We start from the raw sequence: 11,820 nt of genomic DNA, 5'->3' as shown, positions 1-11,820 counted from the left end.
CGGGAGAGTGTGCTGGCACCGCTCTCCTTTTCTTATGTCACGAGATGATTGCGGTGGGCATATACGGCTGCCTGCGTGCGGTCACTGACATCAAGCTTTGACAATATATTCGTAATGTGGGTTTTCACCGTTTTAATCGTAATGAACAGCTCTTCACCAATCTCTTTATTCGTCTTGCCTTCCGCGACGAGACAGAGGATTTCCAGTTCTCTTTTTGTCAGCGTTTCATGCGGAAGCTGATTCTCTGAATGGCGCAGCCTTGACAGCACTTTTCCCGCCACCTTCGATTCAAGCTTCGGTTCGCCCTTGGCAGCCGCTCTGATGGCTTCGGCTATTTCTGCCGCCTTGGACGTTTTCAGCAAATAGCTGAGCGCTCCCGCTTCGATCACCGGATACACTTTGTCGTCATCAATAAAGCTCGTCAGCACGATGATTTTCGGGTCATTGAGTGTCGCGCAGATCTGTTTTGTCGCTTCGATACCGTCCATGCCGTCCATGACGAGGTCCATTAAAATCACATCCGGCAAAAGCTTTGCGGCCAGATCGACGCCCTGCTGCCCGTCTGATGCTTCACCGGCGACTTCAATGTCCGGCTGTGCTTCTAAAAATGCGGCCAGACCCATCCTGACCATTTCATGATCATCAATCAGTAACACTCGAATCACTGTCGTTCTCTCCTTTTGTTTTCTGATAAATCGGGACTTTCACGTCGATCTGCGTGCCTTTTCCCTTTACGGAGATAATTTCCGCTATGCCGCCGATTTCACTCGCTCTTTCCTTGATGGAATGCAGGCCGTATGAGGATGCTTTCACTTGATCCATCGTAAAACCCGCCCCGTTATCAATGACTTTAAGCTGAAGTTTTTGATGTTTCGCGCCGAGCCTGACGATGACCTTGGTCGCCTTTGAATGTCTGAAAACGTTGGAAAGCGCCTCCTGCACGATGCGGAACAGATGGTCTTCAACGCCTTTTGACACACCCGTATCGCTGATGTCCCACTCAATATCCAGCGGCTGCTTCGCTTTGAACTCTTTTAACAGCTCAATCAGCCCTTCTTTTAAGCCTTTTCCTTCTAAAGTGACGGGCCGCAAATGCAATAGCAGCGCTCTCATCTCGTTTTGCGCTTCCCCCGCCATATGTTCAACCATGCGAATCCGTTTGACGATTTTGTCATCCGCATCTTTCACCTGCTCTAAGACGGCGGATGTCATCATAGAAATGGCAAAGAGCTGCTGGCTGACGGCATCGTGCAGATCGCGCGCCAGCCGCTGGCGTTCTTCAGTGATGACCGATTTTTTCATTTGATCCTGCCATTCCGCCCGTTCGTTGGAGAGCTTTTGCAGCGATGTGACCTGGAGCTCGACCCGCTTGGCCATTTCGTTGAGCTGGTCTGCCGCCAGACCGATTTCATCATCGCCGAGCGGCGGCACCCGATAAGCAAAATTACCGTTTTCAAATTTCAAAACCGCTTCAATCAGTGTATCCATTCTTGTTTTAAGGCGGCCGCCATATACATAACCGGAAATCAACCCCGCCGAAAGAGACGCCAAAAGCAGGATGACCACAAACGGAATACCGAACCAGCCGGAAGAAAACAGCAGCATCGGGTCAAGCCCGTAATACAGCAGCATCAGCGTAATAAACACCGCGCAAAGGAGCAGACTGAGTCCCGCGGTCATCCGCATGGCGCGCCACTGAATATTGGCGAGTAATTTTTTCCTCATAAATACTTCACATCCACATCGCCGATGAATAACGAAATTGAAATTTTAATCCGCCGCGGCGAGTCGCCGTACTCAGACGATACTTTATACAGATTCGGGCTCATGCCGCTTTTCTTAGAGCCGAGCAGGTTCATATCGCCGATAAAAGCCGATGAACTGACGGACACTTCGATATCCGGCGGGACGTACACATCGACATTGCCGATGACACCGCTGATGGTCATCGTGCTTTCTCCTTCGGGAATCATCGCTTTTGACAAATCAATTTTCACATCGCCGATGAATCCGGAAACATTTAAATCATTCAGCTCAAACGGGTCCTTCATCATCCGGAGCTCGCCGATAAAAAAGCTGCGGAGGTCCGGCTGTCTGCTTTCCGTCTGGGCGGAAGGCTTTGGCTGCTCTTCTTTTTCAAGATTGATTTTCTTCTCTTTATGTTCATACACGCGCTTTCCTTTCAGGAGCCTGTAGCCCGCGTATATGAGAAAGGCGGCGAAGGCATAGCCGAACAGGTTAAAGGTGGCGCTGAACAGGTTCCTCAAAAATAAAAAAGCGGCGAAGATATACAGGACGGAGCCGAGCCAGCCGCGGGAATATTTATTAAAAATATAACCTGTGATCAGAAAAAAGAGCGGCCAAAACAAGAAGTCGCCGATGCCGATAATACGCAAAAACATGCTGACGCCTAATAAGGCGATGATAAGTCCGAGAATCTGTTTTTTTGCCATCAGCTGCTTGCCCCTCCTTTCCTTGACTATTGCAGTGCAATATTGCCGCTCGTCACTTTTATATCAATCGGCCTGGCGCCGCTGCCTTTCATGCCGGTAAATGCCCCGCCTTCCTTACTCGTTTTCTCAAAGGAATAAGACGGCCGAATCCTTCCGCTTGCCGTCTCGGCGTTCACCGTAAAACTTCCGTCTTTCGGCAGGCTGATCGCTGCGCTGCCGCTCGCAAGCCTGACGGATACGGGAGCATCCGCCGTCTCAAGCGAGGCATCGACACTGCCAGAAGCGACCCGCACGTCAAGGGCGCCCGCCACATGTTGAAGCCCGACATGTCCCGAGGATAAACGGACAGCCCCCGTTTTTGCCGCAAGGCCTGCTGCTGTGAGATTGCCCGACAGCCCCTTCGCTTCAAACACATCCGTCTTCACGTGCTTCAGCGACATGTTCCCGCTTACAGAACGGACGCCGAGGTGCGCAAGAGACAGCCCCTTGTTTCCGTCGACGGCAATGCTGCCGCTTGATGTATGGACGGTGATGTCCCGATGATAATCATACGGAATGCGGACAATCAGCAGAGGGCGCTGAAAGAGATTCAGAAATTGGAACCCTTTCTCCTTCGCTTTAAGATTGAGGGTCTTTCCCCTGCTTTGGACAAACATTTTCCCCGCCGGTCCCGTCATGTTTGCCGCGATATCATTCCGCGCTTCCGCGATGATTTTTACATCCGTCTGTTCCGATGAAACCGACAGGCTGTTGACGGCACGCGGCGGTATGCTTGCCGATTCCGCTTCTGTTTCGCACAGCGGAAAAAAACGCCCGGCAAACACTTCTTTCACCAAAAACAGACAGCAGATCAGAACGGACGCCGCCATCAGTCCTTTGGCAATCTTACGCTTCATTACGTTCCATCCTTTTTCATTCATTTTATTATAAAGGAAAAGCCGGATAATTGATACGTGCGTATAGGGAAGAGGCGTAAACGCGCCGATCTTCCCTTGTGCACATTATTCATGAGCCGCTTTTTGACGCTCTGTTTTTTCCAGAGAAAGCGAGCGCATTTTTTCAATCTCAGCTTCCACCTCGTCTGAATATTGGGAGCGGCTGTATTCTGTGTTCGCCTCAGCTGAAGTGCCGTATTTGACGCGGACTTCCATTTCTTCAATGCGGCTTTCCATTCGAAGGAACTCTCTGTAGGCGCTTTCGCTGTCAATTTTGTCGAAAGAAGCGTTCATATGTTCCTTCGCATTTGCCGCGTTTGCGCGGGCGATGAGCGCCTGTTTTTTATCCTTTACGTCGCGGAGGCGCGTTTCTAAAGTTTCCAGCTGCTCTTTCAGCTCTGCCAGCTGTGTTTTCGCCTGCTCATACGCTTTTTCATGTTCGGCCGCTTTTCCCTCAAGGTATTTCATTTCAGTCAGCGCCTTTTTCGCCAGCTCCTCTTCCCCGGCATCAAAAGCAAGCTGAGCCTGGTTTTTCCGTTTTGCCGCCGTTTCGGAGGCGTCTTCCTGTTTTTTCTTAAACTGATGGACGATCGTATGCTGTTTGACAATCGTTTGTTTCGCCTTAGCGATGTCACTTTCCATATCACGCACATATTGATTCAGCATGACTTTCGGATTTTCTAATTTATCAAGCCCTTCGTTAACAGATGCGACGAACATATTTCTTATTCTTTTTAAGACCATTTTGTCTTCCTCCTTATTTTTTCTTCAGAAATTCTTCCCATTCAGAGTCAAATCCGGATTGATAGCCCGGTGATGCCGCTTCCGGTTCATACTGGCGGGAAGCGGTATCTGAGCCGCCCTGCTTCATCATCTTCCACCCGAAATACACCATGGCGCCGGCCAGTCCGATCGCAACGATAAATGGAAGAGAACCGACGAGAATCATAGCTCCGATGACGCCCGCGATGATACCCGATACCGCCCGGCCTTTTGAAAAACGTTTGATTCCCCAGTAAAGCATCAGGCCTCCGATCGCCAGCGGGATGATAAATGCGAAATGGCCTCCTCCGAAAAAGACAGAAAGTCCGAACACAATCAGCAGAAAGCCGCCTGCCGTTTTACCATTTATATTCATGCAGATCCTCCTTTCGTTTTCCTTGTCTTTACTATAAACAAATCCCGCGGCCGGCAAAACGAGTCAGAGATTGATTTTCATATCAGACCGGAGTCGTATAAGCCCCCGGACCTTCGCATAAAAAAACGCCGCTGCACCGGACGGCGCAGGGCGTTTCACGAAAAATCTATATTCTGATGCTCGCTTCTTTTTCCCTGATGAGATCTGAGCGTTCAGCTTTGGCCAGCTTCGTAAAGAACAATATTCCCAGACCGGACAGGACTTCAACGAGACCGCCGGCGGCAATGACTTTTCCGGGACCGAAGGCGTTAGCCGCGTATCCGCAAAGAACCGCGCCGAGCGGAATGGATATGTTTGAGATCATATGGATGACGGCATAGACTTGCGGCTGGTCATCATGGTCCACAGACGTCTGAATAATCGTATATTCCGGCACATTAATAGCGCTGACGGCAGATCCGAACGCAAACGCGGCGAGGAAGACGAGCGGCAGAAAAGTGTTGAGGCCGGTGATGAAAAATGCCGCTCCTTCTATGATTCCCGCTGACACAAACAGGAGACCGTATTTGTTCACCTTCACCTTAGCCAAAATAAAACCCATTAAAAAGGCTCCGCCCGTGCCTGTCGCTTTCAAAAGCGAGTAGATGATCGGCGGCATGTTTAAATCTTCGGCGACATAAACGGCAGAGAGCGCCTCCCACGGAGCGGCCGCAAAATTCATGAAGATACAATAGATGGCGAGCGGGTATAAAATCTGGTGTTTCCTGACAAGAACGAAACCCCGTTTGAGCCTTCCGAAATACGTCCCGCGCTGTCTGACGGCGACTGTATCCTGTTTGGCATGCTGGACTTGGTATGACATAAAGAGTACGAGAAAACCTGATAGAAGATAGAATATAAGAGCGATAAACAAAGAATAAGCGGGACTGATAAATGTTAAGAACACCCCGCTCAGCGTAATGGCGGCAAGCCTGACGATCTGGCCTGATGACTGGATGACCGCATTCGCTTTCTGCAGGCTGTTTTCTCTGACAATATTGGGGATTAATGAGATAGATGCAGGATTATAAGCGGCTCCCGTGGCTGAATGCACAATCATGAGAAGCATGACAAACCATAAAGGAGAAAAACCGTTAAAGTAACAGACCGGAATGATCAACACGACCGCCGCGCGCGTCAGGTCGGAGAAATACATCCAGAATTTCAGCGTATGCTGCTTCATAAAAGGCCCGGTAATCGGCGCCAGCATCGCCTCCGGAAGGAACGTGACCGCAATGAGCAGGGACGTGCCGATCGCGCCTTCCCCGTCAAAAATCAAAAACCACAGAATGGAATTAAAGGCAAAACCGTCGCCTGACAATTTAACCAGCCTTGAGATAAACAGAAGGGTGAAATTTTTATTCCAGATGCTCTCGCTCTTATTATATGTATCCATCTATCAAATCCCCCATTATTTTACAATGTTTCTTATAATATCTCATTTTTTAATTTTTCAGTCAATAATGCATAAGATACATTTTCCTCCTGTCAATAAAGGTTCAATTGATGGATATCTCTATAAAAAAACAGCCGGCTTGCTGATGCCGGCTGAACAAAACATTATTCATCATCACGGAATACCGCGGCGCTTCTTTCATATTCTATATCCTGAACGCCCTGTCTTGCGTTAACCGCTCTTGCCGCCGCGAAAAAATAATCAGACAGGCGGTTCAAGTAACGCATCACCGTATCGTTTATCTCTTCTGTTTTGCCGAGTTTCACGATGAGACGCTCAGCCCGTCTCGTGACGGTCCGCGCGATGTGAAGCTGAGCAGCCGCCTTATGCCCGCCCGGAAGAATAAATTTCTCAAGCGGGGGCGCTTCAGCCGTGTAACGGTCTATGCAGTCTTCCAATGCGGAAATAGATGTCTCTCTTAATGTATAGCTTCTATGTTCAGTGACCGTCGCCAAGTCGCCGCCGCAGTCAAACAGCTCATGCTGAATGTTTCGGAGTTCGGCTTTCACATCACCGCAATTCTCACAATCATCAAGCTCCGCAAGCGCAAGCCCGATAAAGCTGTTCAGCTCATCAATCGTCCCGTAGCTTTCAACCCGCAGACTGTCTTTATCCGTTCTGCCGCCGATCAGGCTTGTCTGTCCTTTATCACCGGTTTTCGTATACAGCTTCATCGTTGTATTCCTCCTTCTTCCGCCGCTTTTACACATGCCGCGGTTCCTCTTCTGACGGCTCTTTCCGCGTGAGGGACATCCATCGCCTCTCCTGTCTGCAAGGCGCAAATGACAATGTCGCCTTTTGCCTGTCTGCCGGAAAGAGCCTGCATTCTCGCTTCAGCCGCTGCCGTTAACAGCCGTACAAATCCCTGTTCCGATAAACGTCCGCTGATCAGCACCCAAACGGTATGCTGCGCAGTCACGGCAATTGTGACCGAATCAAACGTACGGCAGATCAAACCAGCGGCCGCTGAGCCGGAAAGCCGGCGGCTCCACGAAAAGCCCGGGCCGTCAGATGCGGTTGACAACATTCTGAACGGCCGTTCTGTATGAAGCGTTACGGTATTTCCGCTTTTGTTTATCAGAGAGGCGAACGGAACGTTGACAGGCTCTCTTTCCTCCTGCGCTTCCGGCATGAAAGCGATCAGCGGTTTCGGTGACGATTGCTGGGCAACAGCGCTGACGGTGATGCCGTAAATGTCTTCAATCGTCTCTTTTTTCAAAGCCTGATCCGGCGTCTGCTTCGGAAAAGCGCGTCCGTCTTTCATCATCAGGAGCTGATCACAATATTGGCCTGCGGCGTTTAGGTCGTGAAAAATACTGATGACCGTCAGGCCTCTTTCTCTCGTCAACCGCTTCACCGTATCAAGCAGGTCTTTCTGATATTTGAGATCAAGAAAGGTCGTCGGCTCATCCAGACACAGCACCTCAGGCTGCTGAGCCAGCGCCTGCGCCAGAAAGACGCGCTGCCGCTCCCCGCCGCTCAGATTGCGGACGGATTGCTGCGCATATCGGTCGATGCCCGTCATTTCCATCGCTTCCCGGACAATGTCTTCGTCATGTTGATCCATCTGTCTGAAGAGTCCTTTTTGATACGGATATCTGCCGAAGGACACTGTTTCCTTAACGGTAAATGTAAAAGCTTGCTCCGTATGCTGCGGCAAAACGGCCATGATTTTCGCAAGTTCCCGCGGCTTGTATCCGCCGACGGGCCTGCCTGCTACGAGCACCTCGCCTTTTGACGGAGAGAGCATTCCCGTCAGCAATTTCATCAGCGTTGTTTTTCCCGAGCCGTTCGGACCGAGTATGCCGACAAATTCACCTTTTCCGGCGGTAAAGCTGACATCTTCTACAATCATCCGGCCTCCGTACCCGCCGGACAGGCTGCTCACCCTGATCATAAGCGTTTCCCTCCATGATGCTGGCGAAGCAGAATCAAGGCAAACACAGGCGCTCCCGCCAAAGCCGTCATAATGCCGATCGGCAATTCGACAGGCTCAATGACGGTGCGGGAAAACAAATCCGCCAAAATGAGAAACCCGGCGCCCGTCAATGCTGACAGCGGCAGTAAATGGCGATGATCCGTCCCCCACAAAAGCCGTGTCACGTGGGGAATGACAAGGCCGACAAATCCGATCGTCCCCGAGACGGCAACCGCTCCTCCCGTCAGCAGAGATCCGGCGGCGATCATCAGCCATTTTCTTTTTCCCGTACTGACGCCTAACAGCCTTGCCTTTTCTTCTCCATAAGTCATAATGTTTAATTCTCTGCCATTGATAAGCAGAAGCGCCGTCCCGGCCAGAAAAAAAGGCAGAAACAGCGCGACATAGCCCCAGCCCCTCATTGACACGCTTCCTAACAGCCAGCGGACAATCGGGAGCAGATCATTGCCCGTTAAAGCGATCACAAGCGATATGAGAGCCCCGAGAAAAGAATTCATGATGATGCCTGTCAAAATGAGCGTCGAAACCGACATCGACGCATGAACGAGGCGGCTGAAAAACAGAACCGCCGCCATGACCGCAATGGCTGCGGCGATGCTGACAACCGGTAGTGTGAACCGGCCGAGGACGGGAATCTGAATGCCGAAAAACAAGGTGATAACGGCTCCCGCTGAGGCTCCCGAAGATACCCCGAGTGTATAAGGGTCGGCGAGCGGATTTTTCAGAAGTCCCTGAAACGCCGCTCCCGCAATGGATAACGCGGCTCCGACAAGGGCAGCCAGAACGACTCTCGGCAGGCGGATATTCATCATAATATTTACATTCATAGGGTCAGCCGAGGATGTCCGGCCGATCCCGATCCAAAAAACGTCGGATAAAGGAATATGCAGACTGCCGATTGAAATGCCGAGTGCCGTACAAACGGCTAAAAACAGCAGGCTGACCGTGTAGGCCAGCGGGCGGTTACTTTTTAAACGTTTCAGGATAAACGCTTTCTGCAAGCTTCTCGACCCCTTTGACAAGGCGCGGGCCTGAGCGTGTGACAAGGTCGGGATCAACAGAATAGACATTGTGGTGTTTGACCGCATTGACGGCACCCCAGCCGGCGCGTTTTTCCACTTCAGCGGCCTTTACGCCGTCTGTCGTAATGATGACGTCCGGATTCATTTTGACAATCGCTTCATCCGTCAGCTGAACCCAGCCGGTCTGGCTGCCGGCGGCGTTTTTCGCGTGTATATCTTCAAGCATTTCGTTCATAAACGTGCCTTTCCCCGTCGTGTAGCCGTCAGGAGACACTTCGACGAATACTTTCTTTTCGTCTTTTTCAGAAATGGCCGCCGCTTTCTTTTCTATGCCGGAAAGGTCGGATTTCATCGATTTGATCAGCTTATCCGCCTGCTTTTCTTTGCCGGCCGCTTTTCCGATCATGCTGATTGATTTGTACACATCTTGGAACGATTGCGCATCATTGACCGTTAAGACGGTGATGCCCGCATCTTTCAGCTGCTTCATCGCATCGGCGGAAGCGGACATAGAGGACGCGTGGGCAAGCACGAGATCCGGCTTCAGCGCGATGACTTTTTCAGCGTTCACATTCATATCTCCGACTTTCGTTTTTTTTACCGCTTCTTTCGGATATGTATCATTTGTCGTGACGCCTGCGACCTTATCTCCCAGTCCGAGCGCGTATGTAATTTCCGTATTGCTCGGCATGAGGGAAACGATTTTTTCCGGTGCCTGCTTTATGGTTACTTTTTCGTTCGCGGCATCCTTAATGGTTACCGGGAATGCTTCGGTTGAGACGGCTTTTTGTTTGGCCGCGCTTCCTTCTTCCTGTGCGCCGGAACAGCCGGCGATCACAAAGGCGGTGACCAAAAGCGCCGCCCAGACGGCAGTGATCTTCTTCATTCTTTTAACTCCCCCTGATTATGGTAAACGATTGTCTCTTTGACATTCGTATCCTTTTTTCGCAGTAATTATACTATAAGTCTTTAAGGCTTGTATATCCGGCCTTTTTGCATGAAAGCAAATTGTTCGTACACACTAAAATTCATCATGTATACTGTTACACAATGGTGTAAAAAGGAGGATTATCATGGAATTACAGCTTGAACGAAAGCTCGTTTTGATTACAGGATCAACCTCAGGCATCGGAAAAGCCGCGGCAAAAAGCTTTTTAGCCGAAGGCGCCGAGGTGATTATAAACGGAAGAAAAAAAGAAACTGTGGAACGGACGGTTGAGGAGCTTTCCGCTTACGGAACGGTCCACGGCATCGCTGCGGATTTATCGCGTCAGGATGAGGCGGATGACTTGATAAAGCGCGCGGGTGTAATCGGGGAAGTCGATATTCTCGTCAATAATCTCGGTTTTTTTGAAGTAAAGGACTTCGCTGAGGTGTCTGATGACGAATGGACTCGGTATTTTGAAGTGAATGTTATGAGCGCCGTGCGCCTGTGCCGGCGTTTTCTGCCGCAAATGCTCGAGAGAAACAGCGGACGGATTCTGAACATCTCCAGTGAAGCCGGTGTCAAACCGCTTGCGCAAATGATTCCGTATTCAATGACGAAAACGGCGTTAATCAGCTTGTCCCGGGGAATGGCGGAAATGACGAAAGGCACAAATGTCACGGTCAACTCCGTGCTGCCGGGACCGACATGGACCGAAGGCGTCGCTTCTTACATGGAAGGAGCCGCAAAGGCTGCCGGAGAAGACACAGACAGCTTCGTCCGGGATTATTTTAAAGTGAATGAACCGACATCATTGATTCAGCGCTATGCAACCCCGGAAGAAGTCGCCAATACGATTGTATTTCTCGCTTCATCAGCGGCTTCTGCCATTAATGGCACCGCACAGCGGGTTGAAGGCGGCATCATCCGCTCCATTTAACACAAAAAAGCCCGGCACAATGGGAACTTCCCCATATGCCAGGGCTTTTTTTACATCATGCCTGCAAACGGAACCGGCTCCCAGCCGCCCGTCTCAAGCTCTGCTGAAAACAGGCCGCCCGCATGCGGCTGCTCAAGTCTTTCGGCTTCCGTCAATTTTTCCGTCGCGGTCGTAATGTATAACGTGTTCAAGTCTCTGCCTCCGAACGCGCAGCAGGTGACGTATTTCGCCGGAACTTCGATAGATGCAATTTCCTTATGCAAAAACGGGTCAATCCGGACGGCACGGCCGCCTCCGAACAGAGCCACCCACAGCATTCCGTCACGGTCAATGGTCATTCCGTCGGGAGATCCTTGCGACTTCGGAAAGCGGTAGACCGTTTTCGGATCTGATACGGCTCCGGTTTCAGGATCATATGAATAACAGACGATTTCCTGCGTCGGAGTATCGATATAGTACATCAGGTTTCGGTCCCGATCCCAATCCAAACCGTTCGAGGTGGAGACCTGGTCTTTTATTTTGGCAAGGCTGCCGTCCGTATTCAGACGGTACAGCGAAGCCTCCTCTTCTTTGCCTTCCATGCTCGTCGTTCCCGCCCATAATCTGCCGGACGGATCGCATTTTGCGTCATTGAAACGGATATCTTCCCGCATGTCTTTCGGCTGCTTCATCTTCGTCAATGTGTCTTCCCGAAGATTGTACAGGTAAAAACCGTCTTTCATCGTCATCACCAGCTCTTCCTTTGAATACAAGGCCAGAGCCGTGACAAATGATTTGAATTTAACGGAACGGTTGATTCCGTCAGCCGGAGTGAAGATATGGAGCTGGCTGCCCAGTATATCCACCCAGTACAGGCATTGCTTGTCCTTGTCCCATAAAGGGCCTTCTCCGATAACTGCTCTCGTATCTGCTCGTAATGCTGCTTCCATGTGTGAACACCTCTTTTGCTTGTCAGTCTTCTATTGTTATTCCC

13 protein-coding genes are annotated in these 11,820 nt (G+C 50.6%); 1 reads left to right on the top strand and 12 read right to left on the bottom strand.

Annotated elements, in window-relative coordinates; translation table 11 throughout:
- Positions 1-32 precede the first annotated feature (32 nt).
- From liaR to BGM27_RS13820, 11 genes are all read right to left on the bottom strand, one after another.
- Positions 33-665 (bottom strand): two-component system response regulator LiaR, encoded by a 633-nt coding sequence (liaR, locus tag BGM27_RS13870; protein ID WP_007410060.1) that lies wholly within the window; start codon positions 663-665, stop codon positions 33-35.
- Positions 643-1,725: a two-component system sensor histidine kinase LiaS gene (gene liaS / locus BGM27_RS13865; RefSeq protein WP_007410059.1), complete on the bottom strand. Its 1,083-nt coding sequence runs from the start codon at positions 1,723-1,725 to the stop codon at positions 643-645. The genes liaR and liaS overlap by 23 nt, the downstream gene beginning before the upstream one ends.
- A complete protein-coding gene (liaF, locus tag BGM27_RS13860) occupies positions 1,722-2,453 on the bottom strand; it encodes a cell wall-active antibiotics response protein LiaF (protein WP_003151794.1) in 732 nt (243 codons plus the stop codon). Before liaF ends, liaS begins: the two co-directional genes overlap by 4 nt.
- Positions 2,454-2,479: 26 nt before the next feature.
- Positions 2,480-3,349, bottom strand: coding sequence for a LiaG family protein (liaG, locus tag BGM27_RS13855; RefSeq protein WP_007410058.1), 870 nt, complete (start codon positions 3,347-3,349; stop codon positions 2,480-2,482).
- 105 nt (positions 3,350-3,454) lie between these two features.
- Positions 3,455-4,132, bottom strand: a complete 678-nt coding sequence (gene liaH, locus BGM27_RS13850; RefSeq protein WP_007410057.1) for a stress responsive protein LiaH — start codon at positions 4,130-4,132, stop codon at positions 3,455-3,457.
- A 13-nt stretch (positions 4,133-4,145) separates the two neighbouring features.
- Positions 4,146-4,526 (bottom strand): protein liaI, encoded by a 381-nt coding sequence (locus BGM27_RS13845; RefSeq protein WP_007410056.1) that lies wholly within the window; start codon positions 4,524-4,526, stop codon positions 4,146-4,148.
- A gap of 166 nt (positions 4,527-4,692) precedes the next feature.
- Positions 4,693-5,961, bottom strand: a complete 1,269-nt coding sequence (locus BGM27_RS13840; RefSeq protein ID WP_007410055.1) for an MFS transporter — start codon at positions 5,959-5,961, stop codon at positions 4,693-4,695.
- A gap of 164 nt (positions 5,962-6,125) precedes the next feature.
- Positions 6,126-6,695: a cob(I)yrinic acid a,c-diamide adenosyltransferase gene (locus BGM27_RS13835; protein WP_007410054.1), complete on the bottom strand. Its 570-nt coding sequence runs from the start codon at positions 6,693-6,695 to the stop codon at positions 6,126-6,128.
- Positions 6,692-7,918 (bottom strand): ABC transporter ATP-binding protein, encoded by a 1,227-nt coding sequence (locus BGM27_RS13830; RefSeq protein WP_007410053.1) that lies wholly within the window; start codon positions 7,916-7,918, stop codon positions 6,692-6,694. The genes BGM27_RS13835 and BGM27_RS13830 overlap by 4 nt, the downstream gene beginning before the upstream one ends.
- The gene (locus BGM27_RS13825) at positions 7,915-8,961 is read right to left on the bottom strand and encodes a FecCD family ABC transporter permease (RefSeq protein ID WP_020954312.1); all 1,047 of its coding nucleotides are present in this window, start codon (positions 8,959-8,961) and stop codon (positions 7,915-7,917) included. The genes BGM27_RS13830 and BGM27_RS13825 overlap by 4 nt, the downstream gene beginning before the upstream one ends.
- Positions 8,924-9,868, bottom strand: a complete 945-nt coding sequence (locus BGM27_RS13820; RefSeq protein ID WP_007410050.1) for an ABC transporter substrate-binding protein — start codon at positions 9,866-9,868, stop codon at positions 8,924-8,926. Before BGM27_RS13820 ends, BGM27_RS13825 begins: the two co-directional genes overlap by 38 nt.
- A gap of 187 nt (positions 9,869-10,055) precedes the next feature.
- On the opposite strand from BGM27_RS13820, the gene BGM27_RS13815 reads away from it, so the two are divergent.
- The gene (locus BGM27_RS13815) at positions 10,056-10,847 is read left to right on the top strand and encodes an SDR family NAD(P)-dependent oxidoreductase (protein ID WP_007410049.1); all 792 of its coding nucleotides are present in this window, start codon (positions 10,056-10,058) and stop codon (positions 10,845-10,847) included.
- Positions 10,848-10,897: 50 nt separating this feature from the next.
- Here BGM27_RS13815 and BGM27_RS13810 read toward each other — a convergent pair whose 3' ends face one another.
- Positions 10,898-11,776: an SMP-30/gluconolactonase/LRE family protein gene (locus BGM27_RS13810; protein ID WP_007410048.1), complete on the bottom strand. Its 879-nt coding sequence runs from the start codon at positions 11,774-11,776 to the stop codon at positions 10,898-10,900.
- Between the last annotated feature and the right edge of the window lie 44 nt (positions 11,777-11,820).

Origin of the sequence: Bacillus sp. FJAT-27001, assembly GCF_019039175.1 — a bacterium.
In the GTDB taxonomy this organism is placed as follows: Bacteria; Bacillota; Bacilli; order Bacillales; family Bacillaceae; genus Bacillus; species Bacillus velezensis.
This window is presented reverse-complemented; position numbering and strand designations above follow the sequence as displayed.